Annotated in this window: 19 protein-coding genes; 7 read left to right on the forward strand and 12 right to left on the reverse strand. The window is 65.0% G+C overall.

The window, feature by feature from the left end:
* Positions 1-6 precede the first annotated feature (6 nt).
* The 8 genes from GRI48_RS01010 to miaA form a co-directional block, all read right to left on the reverse strand.
* Positions 7-450, reverse strand: a complete 444-nt coding sequence (locus GRI48_RS01010) for a hypothetical protein (RefSeq protein ID WP_160670111.1) — start codon at positions 448-450, stop codon at positions 7-9.
* A gap of 66 nt (positions 451-516) precedes the next feature.
* A complete protein-coding gene (locus GRI48_RS01015) occupies positions 517-1,665 on the reverse strand; it encodes an alpha-hydroxy acid oxidase (protein ID WP_160670114.1) in 1,149 nt (382 codons plus the stop codon).
* Positions 1,662-2,267: a DUF6151 family protein gene (locus GRI48_RS01020; RefSeq protein WP_160670117.1), complete on the reverse strand. Its 606-nt coding sequence runs from the start codon at positions 2,265-2,267 to the stop codon at positions 1,662-1,664. The genes GRI48_RS01015 and GRI48_RS01020 overlap by 4 nt, the downstream gene beginning before the upstream one ends.
* 70 nt (positions 2,268-2,337) lie before the next feature.
* Positions 2,338-2,982: a YceI family protein gene (locus tag GRI48_RS01025; RefSeq protein WP_160670120.1), complete on the reverse strand. Its 645-nt coding sequence runs from the start codon at positions 2,980-2,982 to the stop codon at positions 2,338-2,340.
* A gap of 38 nt (positions 2,983-3,020) precedes the next feature.
* A complete protein-coding gene (gene ilvC, locus GRI48_RS01030) occupies positions 3,021-4,079 on the reverse strand; it encodes a ketol-acid reductoisomerase (protein ID WP_160675186.1) in 1,059 nt (352 codons plus the stop codon).
* 73 nt (positions 4,080-4,152) lie between these two features.
* Entirely contained in the window at positions 4,153-4,668 is a 516-nt protein-coding gene (gene ilvN / locus GRI48_RS01035; RefSeq protein ID WP_160670123.1) for an acetolactate synthase small subunit, read from the reverse strand.
* On the reverse strand, positions 4,668-6,416 hold the full coding sequence (locus GRI48_RS01040) for an acetolactate synthase 3 large subunit (RefSeq protein ID WP_160670126.1): 1,749 nt from the start codon (positions 6,414-6,416) through the stop codon (positions 4,668-4,670). The genes ilvN and GRI48_RS01040 overlap by 1 nt, the downstream gene beginning before the upstream one ends.
* 170 nt (positions 6,417-6,586) lie before the next feature.
* On the reverse strand, positions 6,587-7,546 hold the full coding sequence (gene miaA / locus GRI48_RS01045; protein ID WP_160670129.1) for a tRNA (adenosine(37)-N6)-dimethylallyltransferase MiaA: 960 nt from the start codon (positions 7,544-7,546) through the stop codon (positions 6,587-6,589).
* On the opposite strand from miaA, the gene serB reads away from it, so the two are divergent.
* Positions 7,491-8,423, forward strand: a complete 933-nt coding sequence (gene serB, locus GRI48_RS01050) for a phosphoserine phosphatase SerB (RefSeq protein WP_202389159.1) — start codon at positions 7,491-7,493, stop codon at positions 8,421-8,423. The genes miaA and serB overlap by 56 nt on opposite strands.
* 77 nt (positions 8,424-8,500) lie before the next feature.
* Positions 8,501-9,346: a Coq4 family protein gene (locus tag GRI48_RS01055; RefSeq protein WP_160670132.1), complete on the forward strand. Its 846-nt coding sequence runs from the start codon at positions 8,501-8,503 to the stop codon at positions 9,344-9,346.
* A 3-nt stretch (positions 9,347-9,349) separates the two neighbouring features.
* Here GRI48_RS01055 and GRI48_RS01060 read toward each other — a convergent pair whose 3' ends face one another.
* The 3 genes from GRI48_RS01060 to GRI48_RS01070 all read right to left on the reverse strand — a co-directional run bounded on the left by GRI48_RS01060 (position 9,350) and on the right by GRI48_RS01070 (position 12,755).
* Positions 9,350-10,036 carry a nitroreductase family protein gene (locus tag GRI48_RS01060; protein ID WP_160670135.1) on the reverse strand — a complete coding sequence of 229 codons (687 nt, stop codon included), beginning with the start codon at positions 10,034-10,036 and terminating at the stop codon, positions 9,350-9,352.
* On the reverse strand, positions 10,033-12,285 hold the full coding sequence (purL, locus tag GRI48_RS01065) for a phosphoribosylformylglycinamidine synthase subunit PurL (RefSeq protein WP_160670138.1): 2,253 nt from the start codon (positions 12,283-12,285) through the stop codon (positions 10,033-10,035). Before purL ends, GRI48_RS01060 begins: the two co-directional genes overlap by 4 nt.
* Positions 12,286-12,356: 71 nt before the next feature.
* Positions 12,357-12,755 (reverse strand): DUF2177 family protein, encoded by a 399-nt coding sequence (locus GRI48_RS01070; protein ID WP_160670141.1) that lies wholly within the window; start codon positions 12,753-12,755, stop codon positions 12,357-12,359.
* A gap of 63 nt (positions 12,756-12,818) precedes the next feature.
* Here GRI48_RS01070 and GRI48_RS01075 point away from each other — a divergent pair, with 63 nt between their 5' ends.
* From GRI48_RS01075 to queA, 5 genes are all read left to right on the forward strand, one after another.
* Positions 12,819-13,070 (forward strand): exodeoxyribonuclease VII small subunit, encoded by a 252-nt coding sequence (locus GRI48_RS01075; protein WP_160670144.1) that lies wholly within the window; start codon positions 12,819-12,821, stop codon positions 13,068-13,070.
* Between the two features lies 1 nt (position 13,071).
* Positions 13,072-13,980, forward strand: a complete 909-nt coding sequence (locus GRI48_RS01080) for a polyprenyl synthetase family protein (protein WP_337190742.1) — start codon at positions 13,072-13,074, stop codon at positions 13,978-13,980.
* Positions 13,977-14,492, forward strand: a complete 516-nt coding sequence (coaD, locus tag GRI48_RS01085) for a pantetheine-phosphate adenylyltransferase (RefSeq protein ID WP_160670150.1) — start codon at positions 13,977-13,979, stop codon at positions 14,490-14,492. The genes GRI48_RS01080 and coaD overlap by 4 nt, the downstream gene beginning before the upstream one ends.
* A gap of 91 nt (positions 14,493-14,583) precedes the next feature.
* A complete protein-coding gene (locus tag GRI48_RS01090; RefSeq protein ID WP_160670153.1) occupies positions 14,584-15,282 on the forward strand; it encodes a peptidylprolyl isomerase in 699 nt (232 codons plus the stop codon).
* A 37-nt stretch (positions 15,283-15,319) separates the two neighbouring features.
* Positions 15,320-16,348, forward strand: a complete 1,029-nt coding sequence (queA, locus tag GRI48_RS01095; RefSeq protein WP_160670156.1) for a tRNA preQ1(34) S-adenosylmethionine ribosyltransferase-isomerase QueA — start codon at positions 15,320-15,322, stop codon at positions 16,346-16,348.
* On the opposite strand, the gene GRI48_RS01100 is transcribed toward queA, so the two are convergent.
* Positions 16,318-16,914 (reverse strand): TetR/AcrR family transcriptional regulator, encoded by a 597-nt coding sequence (locus GRI48_RS01100; RefSeq protein WP_160670159.1) that lies wholly within the window; start codon positions 16,912-16,914, stop codon positions 16,318-16,320. The genes queA and GRI48_RS01100 overlap by 31 nt on opposite strands.
* Positions 16,915-16,946: the final 32 nt, after the last annotated feature.

Raw genomic sequence — 16,946 nt, forward strand, 5'->3', positions numbered from 1 at the left:
CCGGGATCAGTTGCCGCAGCGTGCGTCGCGGATGATGCCGCTCGCATCGAGCATGACATTGAGCCGCCGGGAGTTCGGGTCGGGCTGAACGGTCGATCCGGGCAAGAGGAAGCGCACGTCTCGCTGCGGCGCGATGGCTTCCATGATCGCAACCCGCGTCGGCTCGTCCGCCTGCTTGCCATAGAAGGGCGCGACCTTGGGCGCGGCGCAACCGTTTGCCTGCGGATCGGTCGCGGTCCCGGGCACGAACTGGCCCTCGGCCGCACCGGGCATCGGCGTAGCGGTCGCGGCAGGCGTAGCGCCTGCCTGGGGCGTCGTGCTGGCGGTGGCCGAGCCACCGTTGACGCGCGCGGCGAAATCGTCGGCATTCTCGCCGTCGGCAGTTTTCGTCTGTCCGCAGGCGCTCAGCGCCAGTGCGGCAGCCAGGGGAAGAAAAGCGAATCGGATCATGCTTGCGGGCTTTCAGGAGTGGTTCGCCCGCCCAAGACGACAGCAAGTTTGCGCTTTCGTGACAGCTCAGCGCCAGCGAAGCCGCTCCGCCGTCAACTGCGAGACCGAGGTAACGCCCATCAGCCGCATCCCGCGTTCGATCTCGTCCCGCAAGATGCCAAGCGCACGCTCAACCCCGTCCTGTCCGGCAGCTGCCAGCGCATAGAGATAGAGCCGGCCGCCGCTCGCCGCGGTCGCGCCTGCACAGATAGCTTTCAGCACGTGCGTACCGCGCCGCACGCCGCCATCGCAGATGATCTCGATCTCGCCGCCGACCGCATCCTCGATCTCGCGGATCTGGTCGAAGGGCGACCGGCTGCCGTCCAGTTGCCTGCCCCCGTGGTTCGACACCATGATCGCGTCTGCTCCGATTTCGACCGCCCGCCGCGCGTCGCCTGCGCTCATCACGCCCTTGAGGCAGAAGGTGCCGCCCCAGTCCTGCCGGATCCTCGCGGCCGTGTCCCAGTCCATCGAGGTGTCGAGCATGGTGTTGAAATAGTCCGCGATGCTCACTGCCTTGCCGCTTCCTTCGGCGACGTGCGTATCGAGGTTGGGCAGGCGGAACTTGTCGCGCAGCAGGTAGTCGAGCGTCCAGCGCGGGCGCGTGGCGTAGCTCCAGATGGCCGAGGGCGAGAAGCGGGGCGGGGTGGTGAAGCCCGAGCGCAGGCACCGTTCGCGCTTGCCGGAAACGATGGTGTCGACCGTCAGCGCCAGCGCATCGAAACCCGAGTGCTGGCAACGCTCGATCATGCTGGCGTTGAGCCCCTTGTCCTTGTGGACGTAGAGCTGGAACAGCTTCGGGCCGCCGGTCAGCGCGGCGATGTCCTCGATCGAATGCGTCGCGAGGCTTGATATCCCGAACCACAAGCCGAACTTCTCCGCTGCCCGCGCCACGGCCTTTTCGCCTTGCCAGTGAAAGGCGCGCTGGACGGCGGTGGGGCTGAGCATCAGGGGCAGGGCGCTGGTCCGGCCCATGATCGTGCAGCTCGTGTCAATCTCTGCAACGCCTGCGAGGACGTCGGGCACGAGATCGGCTTCGTCGAAGGCGCTGCTATTGCGCGCCTTGGTCAACTCGTCGTCCGCCGCACCGTCGATGTAATCGAACACCGGCCACGGCAGCCGCGCCTTCGCGAGCGTGCGAAAGTCGTCGATGTTGTGACAGTCCGAAAGCTTCATGGCGCAATTCCCATAGCCCGCTCTGCAGCCGTCAGTCGTTTCGGAGCAGCGATCGGCTCGAGCGTCCGTGCATCGAACAGCGCGGCACGCCGCCGATCTCCCGAAACGACGTCTTTCACCATCCGCACGAAGAAACGGCGCATCAGTTTGTTCATTTTCAATGCCCGCAGTCCCGACACGTCACCGGTCGCGTCGGCGAGGAACAGATGGCCGAGAGGGGTGCCGAGGCTGCCGCGTCCCGTACCATCGCAGGCTGCGAGTTGCGTGGTGATGTAGGGTATCTTGCCGTTGGCATAGGTGTTGAACAGCGGCGTATTGCAGCATTCCGCGTACCAGCGCAGCGTGCCTTCCTCGGTCATGTGCAGGCCGGCGAGGCGTTCGCGCCCCTGGTCGACGGTGACGCTGGCGCAGCGCGACTGGTAAAGGTGGCTCCCGCCGTGTGCATCGAGCACCCGGTCGGCCTGGCCGAGGTAGCGCGTAAGATCCTGGCAATCGCTGCAGTGACACACGACGTAATCGCCGTGCCGGGGGTCGGCGTTGGCGATCTTGCCGCGAACCGCGCCGCACTGGCACGCAAACCGCAGGACGTTGCTCGCGCTCATACGAACCTCCTCGAAGGGGCGACCGGATAGCGCGGTACCGGCTGATGCGGCAAGGCCGTGGCGGCCGTGCCTACTGTTTCTCGAAAGCTGCCGAGATGTGCAGTTCGACTTCCTTGCCGACCATCGGAGCAGCATAGTCGATGCCCCATTGCGTGCGATCGATCACGGCGCGCCCTTCGAAGCCGATCGTCTCGGCCTTGCTCATCGGGTTGGCCCCCGCTCCGGTAAACTGAACGAGTATGGCGACCGGCCCGGTCTTGCCGTTCATCGTGAGCATTCCGGTGACGAGCGCGCTCGTCTCGCCCGTCTGGCGGACGTTGGTCGAGACGAACTTCGCCGGTTCGGGCGCCGGGCCGAAGAAATCGGGTGCCTTGCCGTCCTTGCCCGCCCGCAGGAGGTGATCCTTCAGGCCGGAGCTCGCCACGGTGACTTCCGCGATCGGGATCAACAGGTCGAAGCTGCTGGTCGCGATGTTTGCAGGATCGAGCTCCATCGTGCCGGAGATGTTGCCGAACAGACCGATGTAGTCGTTGAAGCCGAAGTGGTTCACGCGCCACGATACCAGCGTATGCGCCGGGTCGAGTGCGTAGGTGCCCGCCGTGACGCGTGAGGCATCGACAACGCCCGGTAGCTGCGGCGCATCCTGCGCGGCGATCGACACGGCGCCGATCGTGCCGGCTCCTGCGAGGGCGAGGGCTGCGAGAAGTTTCTTCATGCGTCGTCTCCGCTTCGTTAGCGTTTTTGCGCCGTGCGTCAGTTCTTGTCCTTGTCGACCAGCTTGTTGGCGGTGATCCACGGCATCATTGCGCGCAGTTCCGCCCCGGTCTTCTCGATCGGATGGGCTTCGGCGGCCTTGCGGCTGGCCTTTAGTTCCGGCTGGCCGGCGCGGTTGTCGAGCACGAAGTCCTTTACGAAACGGCCCGACTGGATGTCCTTAAGGACGCGCTTCATCTCGGCCTTGGTTTCTTCCGTGATGATCCGCGGACCGGTCTTGATGTCCCCGTATTCGGCGGTGTTAGAGATCGAATAGCGCATGTTGGCGATGCCGCCTTCATACAGAAGGTCGACGATCAGCTTGGTTTCGTGGAGGCACTCGAAATAGGCCATTTCGGGGGCGTAACCAGCCTCGGTCAGCGTTTCGAAACCGGCCTGGATCAGGTGAGTGATGCCGCCGCACAGCACGGCCTGCTCGCCGAAGAGATCGGTCTCGCACTCTTCCTTGAAATTGGTCTCGATGATGCCCGAACGGCCGCCTCCCACGCCGCGCGCATAGGCGAGTGCGACATCGTGCGCATTGCCGCTCGCATCCTGGTGGACCGCGATGAGGCAAGGCACGCCGCCGCCCTTCTGGTATTCGGAGCGGACCGTGTGGCCCGGGCCCTTGGGCGCGATCATGATGACGTCGATGTCCTGCGGCGCCTCGATCAGGCCGAAGTGGATGTTGAGGCCGTGCGCGAAGGCGAGCGCGCTGCCCGGCTTCATCTTGCCCTTGAGGTCGTTCTCCCAAATCGCTGCCTGGTGCTCGTCCGGCGCGAGGATCATCAGGATGTCGGCCCATTCTGCCGCCTCGCTGTTCGAGAGCACCTTGAACCCGGCATTCTCGGCCTTGCGGGCCGTGGCCGATCCTTCGCGCAGCGCGATGGCCACCTCCTTCACGCCGCTGTCGCGCAGGTTCTGCGCGTGGGCGTGGCCCTGGCTGCCATAGCCGAGCACGGCGATCTTCTTGTCGGTGATGAGGCCCAGATCGGCGTCGGCGTCGTAATAGACTTTCACGGCATTTCCCTTTTTCGCTTCGTCGTCGCTCCAGCCGATGCCGGTAGCGCTGTCTACAAATTCTGTCTTGGCTTTGCCCGAACCCAGCTTGGACAGGGGCTCCGGCTCGTGGCTATGCCCCTTCCGGCCCGCGCATCATGCCGACCACGCCCGAGCGACCTACCTCGACCAGGCCGAGTTCGCGCATCAGGGCGATGAAATTGTCGATCTTGCTGGTCGATCCGGTCAGTTCGAACACGAAGCTCTCCGTCGTGGTGTCGACCACGCTGGCGCGGAACACGTCCGCGATCCGCAACGCCTCGACCCGCGCATCGCCCGTGCCCCTGACCTTGACCAGTGCGATCTCGCGCTCGACGTGCGGTCCGGCGGTGGTCAGGTCGACGACCTTGTGGACCGGCACCAGCCGTTCCAGCTGCGCCTCGATCTGGTCGATCACCTCCGGCGGGCCGTTGGTGACGATGGTGATCCGGCTGACGTTGTGGCTTTCGTTGATGTCGGCCACGGTCAGGCTGTCGATGTTGTAGCCGCGCGCGGTGAAGAGCCCGGCGATCTTGGCGAGGATGCCCGCCTCGTTATCGACCGTCACGGCGAGTACGTGCCGCTCGGAATGCTGCTGTTTGATATGCATCAGACCAGGGCTTTCGCTTCGTCGTCCATCGTGCCTTGCACCTGGTCGCCATAGAGCAGCATGTCGGTGTGCGCCGCGCCGCTCGGGATCATCGGGAAACAGTTGGCGTGCTTGGAAACCATGCAGTCGACGATCACCGGACCGTCATGGTCGAGCATCGCCTGGATGCCTGCATCGAGGCCGGCCTCGTTCTCGATCCGGATGCCTTTCCAACCGTATGCCTCTGCCAGCCGGACGAAGTCCGGAAGGCTGTCGGAATAGCTGTTCGAATAGCGGCTTTCGTAGGTCAGTTCCTGCCACTGGCGGACCATGCCCATGTATTCGTTGTTGAGAATGAAGATCTTGACCGGCAGGCGATACTGGCTGGCGGTGCCCAGTTCCTGGATGTTCATCTGGATGCTGGCTTCGCCCGCGATGTCGATCACCAGGCTGTCCGGATTGCCCAGTTGCGCGCCGATGGCGGCGGGCAGGCCGTAGCCCATCGTGCCGAGGCCGCCGCTGGTGAGCCACTTGTTCGGGCCGAAGAAACCGAAATACTGCGCCGCCCACATCTGGTGCTGGCCGACCTCGGTGGTGATGATCGGGTCGCGGTCCTTCGTCAGCTCGAACAGGCGCTGGACGGCCTTTTGCGGCATGATCATCTCGCGATCGTCGGGATAGGCGAGGCTTTCGCGTGCGCGCCAGCCGGCGATCCGCGCCTTCCATTCGCCGAGGTCGCGCGGCTTGCGATCTCCCCACGCGCCGAGGATCTGCTCGAGCACCTGGCCGCAGTCGCCGACGATGCCGATGTCCACCGGCACGACCTTGTTGATCGATGCGCGGTCGATATCGATGTGGATCTTCTTGGAATTGGGCGCGAAGGCATCGAGCCTGCCGGTCACCCGGTCGTCGAAGCGCGCGCCCACGCACAGCATCACGTCGCAGCGGTTCATAGCCATGTTCGCTTCGTAAGTGCCGTGCATTCCCAGCATGCCGAGCCAGTCGGGATGGTCGGCTGGAAAACAGCCGAGGCCCATCAGCGTGCTGGTCACCGGAGCACCGGTCAGGTCCTGGAGCTGGCGCAGCAATTCGCTGGCACGGGGGCCGGAATTTATTACGCCGCCGCCCGAGTAGATCACCGGTGCTTCGGCGTTTGCGAGCAGTTCGACCGCGTCGATGATCTCGTCGATGCTGCCGACGGTCTGCGGATTGTAGCGCGAGGAGGCGAGGGTGTCGTTCGACTGCTCGCTCCAGCTCGCTAGCGCGATCTGCACGTCCTTGGGAATGTCGACCACGACCGGGCCGGGGCGACCGGTGGTCGCGATGCGGAACGCCTCGTCGATGGTCCGGCGCAGGTCTTCCGGATCCTTCACGAGGTAATTGTGCTTGGTGCAGTGCCGGGTGATGCCGATCGTATCGGCTTCCTGGAAAGCGTCCGTTCCAATGAGCGCGGTCGGCACCTGGCCGGTGATGACCACCATCGGGATCGAATCCATGTACGCATCGGCGATCCCGGTGATCGCGTTGGTCGCACCCGGGCCGCTGGTGACGAGCACCACGCCGGGCTTGCCGGTCGAGCGGGCATAGCCTTCCGCCGCATGGGCCGCACCCGCTTCGTGGCGGACGAGGATGTGACGCAGCCGCTCGTCGGAGAACAGTTCGTCGTAAATCGGCAGGACTGCGCCGCCGGGATAGCCGAAAACGAATTCGACGCCCTGCCGCACCAGGCATTCGACCAATATGTTCGCGCCGCTGCGTTCTTCGGACACGGGTACACCTCTTTCCTGTTGCACGGTCTTCTAGCGGGGGGAGGTCCGCAAGCCGAGCCAGCATTTGCTATCGCCAGACAAAGATCGACCCGATGCCGCGTGGGCACCGGGTCATCCTCTCCAGCTCCATTCATCGCCGCACTATAAGACACGAAATAGCGCGTCAACCGCTAATTTTGTAATAATCGTGCAAACTGAGTCGTAATATCGATGTTTTCCGTCCCTGCGCGCGCCCAGTCCTGCGGCGGCTGGCGGCGGAACCAGGTGTATTGCCGCTTGGCGTAATTGCGGGTCGCCTGCTGCCCGGCCGTGATCATCGCCTCGCGGCTCGCGTCGCCGCGCAGCCAGCCGGCGATCTCGGGCACGCCGATCGCCCGCATCACGGGCAGGGCGGGGTCGAGTTCGCGCGCGAGCAATTCCTCGACTTCGGCGACCGCGCCAAGTTCCAGCATTTGGGCGAACCTGCGGTCGCACCGGTCGTAGAGCCACTCGCGATCCGGCAGCAGGATCAGCGGATGGAGATCGATCGCCGCGCCGATGCCGCCGGTCTTGCTCTGCTGCCACTCGCCAAGCGGTTTGCCGGTAGACAGGACGACTTCCAGTGCGCGGGTGATCCGCTGGTTGTCTGCCGGGGCGAGGGCCGCTGCGCGCACGGGGTCCTCGTTCAGGAGTCTGGCATAGGCGGTTTCGGTATCGAGGCCGCGAATCTCGCGCCGGATCTGCGGATCGATCGCCGGAATGTCCGCGATCCCGTCGAGCAGCGTGCGGATATAGAGGCCGGTCCCGCCGACCAAGATTGGCACCGCGCCGTCCCGGTGGAGCGCCTCGATCTCGCCTCTCGCGGCGCTCGCCCAATCCGCTGCCGAACACGCTTGCGCGCCGTCCCATGTGCCGAACAGGCGATGCTCGATCCCGCCCGTCTCTTCGTCAGTCGGGCGGGCGCTCAGCACCTGCAAGTCGGCATAGACCTGCGCGCTGTCGGCGTTGACGATGACCGCGCGCCTGCCTTTGTCCTCGATCGCCTGCGCCAGCCGCACGGCCAGATCGCTCTTGCCGCTCGCGGTCGGCCCTGCAATGAGCGCGACCGGCGGCAATCCGGTCGCATTTTCGGGAGACGGTAACGTGCTCATCGCGCGGGTGATAGCAGACCCGGCCACTCTGGAAACTCGCCTCGACGCGGCATCTGCCGCGCTGGAGCAGGCTGACCTGCGCGTTGCGGCGGCGACCATGCTCGATTTCTGCGGCGACGTTCTCCAGATCATGCTGCCGGATGGCAGCCCGCAAGCGGTGGCCGCCATCCTTGCCGAACATTTCGATCCCAGCGACATCCTCGTCAGCGACCGCGAGATCGACGTGCCCCACCTCTTCGTGTCCGACATGGATTCGACGATGATCGGGCAGGAATGCATCGACGAACTCGCCGATTATGCCGGGCTGAAGGAGCGGATCGCCGCGATCACAGAGCGCGCGATGCAGGGCGAGCTCGATTTCGAGAGCGCGCTGCGCGAACGCGTCGGCCTGCTGGAAGGGCTGGGCGAGGATGCGATCGATGCGTGCCTTGCCGAGCGGATCCGGCCGATGGACGGTGCGCGCCGGCTTGTCGCGACACTGAAGGCGCGCGGTTGCCGCACGGTTCTCGTCACCGGCGGATTCCACCATTTTGCCGATCGGGTCGGCGAGGACCTGGGTTTCGAGCGCGTGGTCGGCAACCGCCTTGCCGTTGCCGAAGGGCAGCTGACGGGCGAACTGGTGGGCGCGATAACAGACAGTTCGACGAAACAGCGTGTCCTGCTGGAAGAGCTCGAGAAGCTGGGCGATGGCGCGGTGTCGCTGGCTACCGGCGACGGCGCAAACGACATCCCGATGATCGGGTCTGCGACATACGGGATCGCCTACCACGCCAAGCCCAGGGCGGCGGCCGCGGCCAACGGGCGGATCGGCCGGGGCGATCTCACGTCGGTCCTGCGATTGCTAGGTATTCCGGAAAGCGACTGGCTGGCTGCCTGACCGGCATCGGACGCGGGCGATTTACATATCGTTTCGAAACCTTATATTGACATTCGTGTCAGTATGAGAGGCCCGTCATGACCGATGCCAGTGTGATTTCACGAGACGCCACGGGCGTCGAATGCGCCCCCGACGGTACGCCGCTGCGCGCGCCCGAGCGGCCCGAGCCGAAGTACGAGCCCCTCAAGGCGTGGCACCATTTCCGCGAGCTGCTGAAGGACAAGGAAGACACCGCCGAGGTCTTCAAGATCTTCGAAGCGCTGCCGCACAAGGATTTCATGCCGCGCGTGCGCAATCTCATGCTGAGCGAGCAGGGCGAGAAGCTGCGGGCAACCGAAGGCTACCTCCCGTCCATTCTCGACGATCACGATGCGCTCCGCCGGCTGCCGGCGGGTTCCGTCGCCCATGCCTATTGCGATTTTATGGAGCGCGAAGGGCTGTCGGCTGCCGGGCTGGTGGAAGAATCGGAGAAGTCGGGCCGCCCGACCTATGACGATCTCATCCAGTTCTACGGGTTTCGCCTGCGCGACACGCATGACCTGATGCACGTGCTGACGGGCTATGGCCGCGATGGTCTTGGCGAACAATGCGTGCTGCTGTTCACGCACGGCCAGAACCCCAGTCACGGCCACCTGCTGATCGGCTATGCCGGCGCGGTCCACATGAAGAAGACGGTCAAGAGCAAGGCCCCGGTCTTCAAGGCGGTTCGCCAGGCGCACCGGACGGGCGTCGCCTGCCCTTCGATCGTCGGGATGTCGATCCGCGAACTGCTGGCGATGGACCTTGCCGAGGCGCGCAAGCAATTCAACATTCCGACGCCTAGCTGGTACCACGAATGCCATCGCATCTGGCGCAGCGAAGGGATCGATCCCTACGATTTGCTCGCGCCGCGCCGGGAATCGGAAGAGCTGGCCGCAGCCTGACGGTCAAAGCCAGCTGGCGATCTGGTCCAGCGGCTTCTTCTTCAGAGCGTGTTCGGGGACGGTGGCGTCGGCCGCCGGGTGCCCCACGACCACGATCATCAGCGGCTTTTCGCTCGCGGGTCGCTCGCAGATGTCGCGCAGGAAGCCCATCGATGAAGGGGTGTGCGTCAGCGTTGCGAGCCCGGCCTCGTGCAGCGTCGCAATCAGCATTCCGCAGGCGATTCCGACGCTTTCGGCGACATAGTAATTCTGCGTTTCGGCATCCTCGTCGATCCCGCCCTTGCGCTGGGCGAAGCAGACGATGAGCCAGGGAGCGGTCTCGAGGAACGGCTTGTCCGCATCGGTTCCGATCGGATCGAGTGCGCCCAGCCACTCGTCGCCGGCTTTCGGCGCATCGCCGTCGCTGCCGTAGAACCGCCGCTCTTCCGCCTCGGCCGCTTCGCGGATTGCGCGTTTCGTTTCCGCCGAGCCGATCGCGGCGAAATGCCATGGCTGGTGGTTGGCCCCGCTGGGTGCCGTCCCGGCAGCGCGGATCGCGAATTGGATAATCTCGCGCGGGACCGGGGTGTCGGCAAAGCCCCGGCAACTGCGCCGGGTCCGCAGCCGTTCGAATGCCGCTTCGGCGCGGGCGATGCGCTGCTCGTCGGTCAGCGCTGGAAGGAGCGGGTAGGGCCGGTGGCCCCCGCTCACATGCCCATCCACTCGCGGAAAAAGCTCTCGTGGGCTTCGCGCATGCTCGCCAAGGAAGTGCCGAGCAGGGAATCGCCGCCGACCGTACCGATCCGGTGGAAACCGACGAGCGCCGCCTCGTCGTTCTCCGGACCTTCGGCGAGGATCGCGTTGAACGCTTCGATCTTGTCCGCGCTGACCGTCATCACGTAGCGCGCCTGGTCTTCGCCGAACCACCATTGAGCTGCGGTGTAGTTAGGGCTGCCTTCCACTTGCGCACCGATGCCGCCCGCGAGCGCCATTTCGGCGAGGGCGACGGCAAGGCCACCGTCCGACACGTCGTGCACGGCGTTGACGAGGCCCTCGCCGATCAGCCGCCGCACGATCTCGCCTGCGCCGCGCTCGGCAGCAAGGTCGACCGGCGGCGCGCGCCCGTCGTCATTGCCGTGGACGATGCTCATCCACAGCGACTTTCCGAGATGCGAACGGGTCGTGTCGGGCCGCGCCCAGAATTCGGGCGCAAGCAGGTAGATCGCGTCGCCGTCGTTTTTGAAACCCGTCGTCATCATGGTCGCGTAGTCGTCGATGATGCCGACCCCGCCGATCGCGGGGGTGGGGAGAATGGCCGAACCGCCGCCGGTCGCCTTGCTCTCGTTATAGAGGCTGACGTTGCCGCTCACGATCGGGAAGTCGAGCGCGCGGCAGGCATCGCCCATGCCTTCCAGGGCGTGGACGAACTGGCTCATGATCTCGGGCCGCTGCGGATTGGCGAAGTTGAGGCAATTGGTCACCGCAAGCGGGCGCGCGCCGACTGCGCACAGGTTCCGGTATGCCTCGGCAATCGCCTGCTTCCCGCCCTCGTAGGGGTCGGCGTAGACATAGCGCGGCGTGCAATCGGTGCTGATCGCCAGCGCCTTCCTGGTACCATGCACGCGCACGACACCCGCATCGCCGCCGGTCTGTAGCGTGTCCGCACCGACCTGGCTGTCGTACTGCTCGGAGATCCAGCGGCGTGATGCGAGTGCGGGGCTCCCCATGAGCGTGACGAGGTCGGCGCCCGGATCGCTGCATTCGGGAATATCGGTTAGCGGCTTCACGCCCGCCCAGGCCTTGTATTCGTCCATCGGCAGATAGGGGCGGTCGTATTCGGGCGCGTCGGCGGCGAGGGGGCCGAGCGGGATGTCGCACACGACCTCGCCATCGAATTCGAGCTCCATGTGCCGTGTATCGGTGACTTCGCCGATCACCGCGAAGTCGAGCTCCCACTTCCTGAAGATCGCTTCCGCCATGGCTTCCTTGCCGGGCTTCAGAACCATGAGCATCCGCTCCTGGCTCTCGCTCAGCATCATCTCGTAGGGCGTCATGCCCTCCTCGCGGCACGGCACCTTGTTCATGTCGAGCCGGATCCCCGCCTTGCCGTTGGTCGCCATTTCGACCGACGAGGAAGTCAGGCCCGCCGCGCCCATGTCCTGGATCGCGACGATGGCATCGGTCGCCATCAGCTCGAGGCAGGCCTCGATCAGCAGCTTCTCGGTGAAGGGATCGCCGACCTGCACGGTCGGGCGCTTGGCTTCGGCATCTTCCTCGAAATCCGCGCTGGCCATGGTCGCGCCGTGAATACCGTCGCGGCCGGTCTTGGAACCGACGTAGACGATCGGATTGCCGACGCCGGTCGCGGCCGAATAGAAGATCTTGTCGGCATCGGCGACGCCCACCGTCATCGCGTTGACCAGGATGTTGCCGTCGTAGGCCGGGTGGAAGTTCGTCTCGCCGCACACCGTCGGCACGCCCACACAATTGCCGTAGCCGCCGATCCCCGCGACCACGCCTTGCACCAGGTGCTTCATCTTCGGATGGTCGGGACGCCCGAAGCGCAGGGCGTTGGCGTTTGCTACCGGACGCGCGCCCATGGTGAACACATCGCGCAGGATGCCGCCCACGCCAGTCGCCGCACCCTGGTAGGGCTCGATGTAGCTGGGGTGGTTATGCGACTCCATCTTGAAGATCGCCGCCTGCCCGTCACCGATATCGATCACCCCTGCGTTCTCGCCCGGGCCGCAGATCACCCACGGTGCCTCGGTCGGCAGCTTCTTGAGGTGCAGACGGCTCGATTTGTAGGAGCAATGCTCGCTCCACATCACCGAGAAAATGCCGAGCTCGACCAGGTTTGGCTCGCGCCCTAGGGCATTGAGGACGCGCTCGTATTCCTCGGGGCTGAGCCCGTGCTGTTCGACGATCTCCGGGGTGATTTCGGACGTGTGCGTAGCCATGCCCGCGCACTTAGCCGCGAGGGGCCGGATGCGCTAGGCCGTGGACACCTGCCGAGGCGAAATTTCCCCGCCTAGCCGAACTTGAGTGCGGCCCATGTTCCGACGCCCGCGGCAATCGCCGTCGCGAAAGCGCCCCAGGCGATGTCGGCAAGGCTGATATGCGTGGCCCAGACCTTCATGATCGCCTGGCTCGTGAGGTCGAAGGTGGCATAGCACAGCGCGCCCAGCAGCGCGCCGTTCAGCATCGCGGTGCCGACATTGCCGGCAGCCAGACCCGGCTTCACTGCGAACCACATCATGCCGAGCAGGTAGAGCAGGTAGAACGCGATCGCCGCGCCCTTGCGGAAGTCCTCCGCCATGATCGGACCGATCACCGGCCGGTAGAGATTGGGGCCCGCCCAACGCAGCCACATGGCATCGAGCAACCCGAAAGCCACGGCGGCAGCGACGTAGGCGATAATCCACTTCATTGCTCTGTCCCCTGTTTTCCTACAGCTTGACCCCGCGCGCCGTGGCGGTCAATGCTTCGCGCCATGAGTGAGGCCCCCGGACAGATTTCCGAGATGAGTTTCGAGGACGCGCTGCGCGCTCTCGAAGATGTCGTTCGCAAGCTTGAAGGTGGCGAAGTGCCGCTCGACCAGTCGATCGAACTTTACGAACGGGGCGAGAAGCTGCGCGCCCATTGCCAGGCACGGCTCGACGCCGCGCAGGCCCGGATCGAGAAGATCGTCGCGGGCAGCGATGGCAGAGCGACAGGCACCGTCCCCTTCGACGCGGGCAGCTGACGTGGAACTGGCCGAGGCCAACCGGGCGCTATTGCCGGACGCGCTCAGCCGCATTCAGGCTGAGGTCGATGCCTGCTTCGACGGCCTCCTGCCGGTCCCCGACGATACCCGCGCCCCGCTGTTCGAAGCGATGCGCTACGCCGCGATCGGCGGCGGCAAGCGGGTGCGCCCGTTGCTGCTGGTCTCGACCGCCGAACTGCACGGGGTCGATCGCGAAATCGCGGTGCGGGTCGGCTGCGCGGTCGAATCGATCCACGTCTACTCGCTGATCCACGATGACCTTCCCTGCATGGACGACGACGAGTTGCGCCATGGCAAGCCGACCGTGCACCGCGCCTATGACGAGGCGATCGCCGTGCTTGCCGGAGATTCGCTCCATGCGCTGGCTTTCGAGATACTGTCCGACGCAGCAGAACTGCCCGACCCGTTCGTGCGCGCCGAGCTGGTATCCGCGCTGGCGACCGCGTCGGGGATGAACGGAATGGCGGGTGGGCAGGTCATGGATATGGCGTCCGAGCATTCGGAATACGACCTCCATTCGATCACCCGGCTGCAGCAGTTGAAAACCGGTGCGCTGCTCAGCGCGAGCGTGGAGATGGGGGCCATCCTCGGCCACGTTCCGCCGGAGGGCCGTACGCACCTGCGGGGCTACGCCCGCGACATCGGGCTCGCATTCCAGATCGTCGACGACCTGCTCGACGAGGAAGGCGACGAGGAACTGGCCGGCAAGGCGCTTCGCAAGGATGGCGAACAGGGCAAGCAGACCTTCGTTTCGCTGATGGGCAGCGACAAGGCCCGCGCCCAGGCACGCATGCTGGTCGACCAGGCGATCGGGCACTTGTCCGCCTATGGCGAGGAAGCCGACCTCTTGCGCGAACTGGCGCGTTTCATCGTGGAGAGAGACAGGTGAGCACACCGCGTATCGGCATCTATCCGGGCACGTTCGACCCGATCACACTCGGCCATGCGGACATCATCCGTCGCGGCAGCAAGCTGGTCGACAAGCTCATCATCGGGGTGACGACCAATCCGTCGAAGAACCCCATGTTCTCGACCGAGGAACGCTTTGCCATGGTCGAGCGGGAGATCGCCAACATGGGCATCTCCAACGTCGAAGTCGTCGGGTTCAATGCGCTGCTGGTGAAATTCGCGCAGAAACAGGGCGCCAACGTCCTGATTCGCGGGCTTCGAGCTGTCGCCGATTTCGAATACGAGTACCAGATGGCGGGAATGAACCAGCAGCTCGACGACGATATCGAGACGGTGTTCCTGATGGCGGATGTGTCTCTGCAGCCCATTGCCAGCAAGCTGGTCAAGGAGATCGCACTGTTTGGCGGCGACATCCGGCCGTTCGTGAGCAGCCAGGTTTGCGAAGACGTGGAAGCTCGCGTCGAGGAGCTGGGCCGGCTCGGCGATTACTGAAGCGGCGCGTTTCCACAGCTATTCATTGAACCGACAGTCGCGCTTGGGTAAGCGGCGCATCAATCAATTTCGATCACCTGACGGGAATCCCATGATCAAACGCATGATCGCCGCCGGCGCGCTTCTCTCTGCCGCCATGCTGCCTGCCATGGCGCAGGCCCAGGAAGAGGGCGCGAGCGCCGAGCCGGCCGTCGCCGCCGAGGCAGACACCCGGGTTTTCAAGTCGGTGAACTTCAACCTCTCGGAAGACCGCGACGACATCCTGTTTCTCGACCTGTCGAATGGCGAGCGGGTTGCCATCCGGCTCATGCCGAGCTGGGCTCCCAACCATGTCGAGCGCATCAAGACGCTGGCTCGCAGCGGCTTCTACGACGGGGTCATCTTCCACCGCGTCATCGACGGGTTCATGGCGCAGACCGGCGATCCGACGGGAACCGGGCAGGGCGGCTCGCAGCTTCCCGATCTGGCCGAGGAATTCAACCGCATGCCGCACATCCGCGGCACCGTATCGATGGCGCGCGCGGCCAGCGAAGACAGTGCGAACAGCCAGTTCTTCATCGTTTTCTACCCGCGCTTCAGCCTCGACAACCGCTACACCAATTTCGGTCGAGTGATCTCGAACATGGCTGCCGTCGACGCAATCACCCGCGGCGAACCGCCCCAGAACCCGACCAGGGTGCTCCAGGCGTCGATCGCATCGGACAACAAGCCCGTCCCGGCACGCATGGCGCCCGCTCCCGTGCAGGACGAGGCAGTGACCGCCGATATGCTGAGCGCGCCGGCAAGCTGATCTTCCGCTTGCCTGTCCGCTGCCCTAAGGGCGCGGCATGAAAGTCGACCTCTTCGATTTCGAGCTTCCGCCGGAACGCATTGCGCTGCGTCCCGCGCGGCCGCGCGACAGCGCACGGATGCTCGTGGCACGCGGCCCGCACGAGACCATCGACAGGTCCGTGAGGGACCTGCCGCAGATGCTCGAGCCCGGCGACATGCTCGTTTTCAACGACACCCGCGTCATCCCGGCCCGGCTCGAGGGCAGAAGGGGCGACGCCAAGATCGGCGCGACCCTTCACAAGCGGATCGACCTCAGGCGCTGGCAGGCGTTCGTCCGCAACGCCAAGCGGCTGCGCGAAGGCGATCGGGTCGAATTTCCGCAGGGCGTTACCGCATTCGCCGAGACACGCCATGCCGACGGCAGTTTCACGCTCGCCTTCGAAGGCGACGAGCCGGTCGAAGTGCTGCTGGAACGGGCCGGGACAATGCCGCTGCCGCCCTATATCGCGGGCAAGCGGGCGACCGACGAACAGGACCGCTCGGATTACCAGACCATGTTTGCCGAAAAGGACGGGGCGGTCGCCGCGCCGACGGCTGCGCTTCATTTCACCGATGACCTTATGGCGGCATTGGCAGAGCGCGGAGTTCTCACCGAAACGCTGACATTGCATGTCGGGGCAGGGACCTTCCTGCCGGTGAAGGCCGAGGACACTACCGAACACGTCATGCATTCCGAATGGGGGCGGATCGATGCCGCCACGGCGGAGCGGCTCAATGCGGCCCGGGCAGCGGGCGGCCGGATCATCTCGGTCGGAACCACCAGTCTGCGTGTCCTCGAGAGCGCGGCGGGGGAGGACGGCAAACTGGCCGCGTGGGAAGGGGACACCGACATCTTCATCACGCCTGGGTATCGCTTCAAAGCGATCGACGGGCTGATGACCAACTTCCACCTGCCGAAATCGACGCTGTTCATGCTGGTCAGCGCGCTGATGGGTCTGGAACGGATGCAGGCCGTCTATGCCCATGCGATCGGGCACGAATACCGCTTCTACAGCTACGGCGACTCGTCCCTATTGCTTCCCTGAACCGAGAAAAGCGACCCGGTATCGAGCAGCACGTCGATGAGTTCGTCGTCTGCAGGAATGCGCCCGTCGAGCATGAGCATCGCGATCCCGTGCGCGATCGACCAGGCCTGCAGCGCGAGCCGCTCCGCGTTCTTCCGGTCGCCGGCCAGCATCCGCGTGTTGGCAGTCAGGAGTTCACGAGCCGGATCGCTGGCTTGGTGATCCGAGATAGGGTCGCCCTGAGTGAACATGAGCCGGAAGAGGGCAGGGTGCGCCAATGCGAAGCGCACATAGGCTCGCCCCGTTTCCGCGAAGCCCGATGGCCCGCCGCCAGCCTTTTCTGCCGCCGCCAGCTGCGCCGCGCCGAGACGATTCAGCCCTTCGAGTGCCAGCGCTTCCATGAGGGCCTGCTTGTCGGGAAAGTGGCGATAGACCGCGGTCGGCGAGACGCCAACTTCGCGGGCCAACGCGCGCAACGAGACATCCTTGCCGTCGGCCCCCTCCAGCGAGGCAATGCCGGCCTCGATCAGCGCTTCGCGCAGGCTTCCGTGATGATAGCTGTCGGTTGATGTTGACACTGTTACCATTACTGCTATGTTGACGTTGTTCACATCATAGA

The organism is Qipengyuania oceanensis (assembly GCF_009827535.1).
In the GTDB taxonomy this organism is placed as follows: domain Bacteria; phylum Pseudomonadota; class Alphaproteobacteria; order Sphingomonadales; family Sphingomonadaceae; genus Qipengyuania_C; species Qipengyuania_C oceanensis.

Coding starts and splice junctions, on each gene's coding strand:
- GRI48_RS01010 (WP_160670111.1), bottom strand. CDS start 450: ATGATCCGATTCGCTTTTCTTCCCCTGGCTGCCGCACTGGCGCTGAGC.
- GRI48_RS01015 (WP_160670114.1), bottom strand. CDS start 1,665: ATGAAGCTTTCGGACTGTCACAACATCGACGACTTTCGCACGCTCGCG.
- GRI48_RS01020 (WP_160670117.1), bottom strand. CDS start 2,267: ATGAGCGCGAGCAACGTCCTGCGGTTTGCGTGCCAGTGCGGCGCGGTT.
- GRI48_RS01025 (WP_160670120.1), bottom strand. CDS start 2,982: ATGAAGAAACTTCTCGCAGCCCTCGCCCTCGCAGGAGCCGGCACGATC.
- ilvN (WP_160670123.1), bottom strand. CDS start 4,668: ATGCATATCAAACAGCAGCATTCCGAGCGGCACGTACTCGCCGTGACG.
- serB (WP_202389159.1), top strand. CDS start 7,491: ATGAGCGCGACCGGCGGCAATCCGGTCGCATTTTCGGGAGACGGTAAC.
- miaA (WP_160670129.1), bottom strand. CDS start 7,546: ATGAGCACGTTACCGTCTCCCGAAAATGCGACCGGATTGCCGCCGGTC.
- GRI48_RS01055 (WP_160670132.1), top strand. CDS start 8,501: ATGACCGATGCCAGTGTGATTTCACGAGACGCCACGGGCGTCGAATGC.
- purL (WP_160670138.1), bottom strand. CDS start 12,285: ATGGCTACGCACACGTCCGAAATCACCCCGGAGATCGTCGAACAGCAC.
- GRI48_RS01070 (WP_160670141.1), bottom strand. CDS start 12,755: ATGAAGTGGATTATCGCCTACGTCGCTGCCGCCGTGGCTTTCGGGTTG.
- GRI48_RS01075 (WP_160670144.1), top strand. CDS start 12,819: ATGAGTGAGGCCCCCGGACAGATTTCCGAGATGAGTTTCGAGGACGCG.
- GRI48_RS01090 (WP_160670153.1), top strand. CDS start 14,584: ATGATCAAACGCATGATCGCCGCCGGCGCGCTTCTCTCTGCCGCCATG.
- queA (WP_160670156.1), top strand. CDS start 15,320: ATGAAAGTCGACCTCTTCGATTTCGAGCTTCCGCCGGAACGCATTGCG.
- GRI48_RS01100 (WP_160670159.1), bottom strand. CDS start 16,914: ATGGTAACAGTGTCAACATCAACCGACAGCTATCATCACGGAAGCCTG.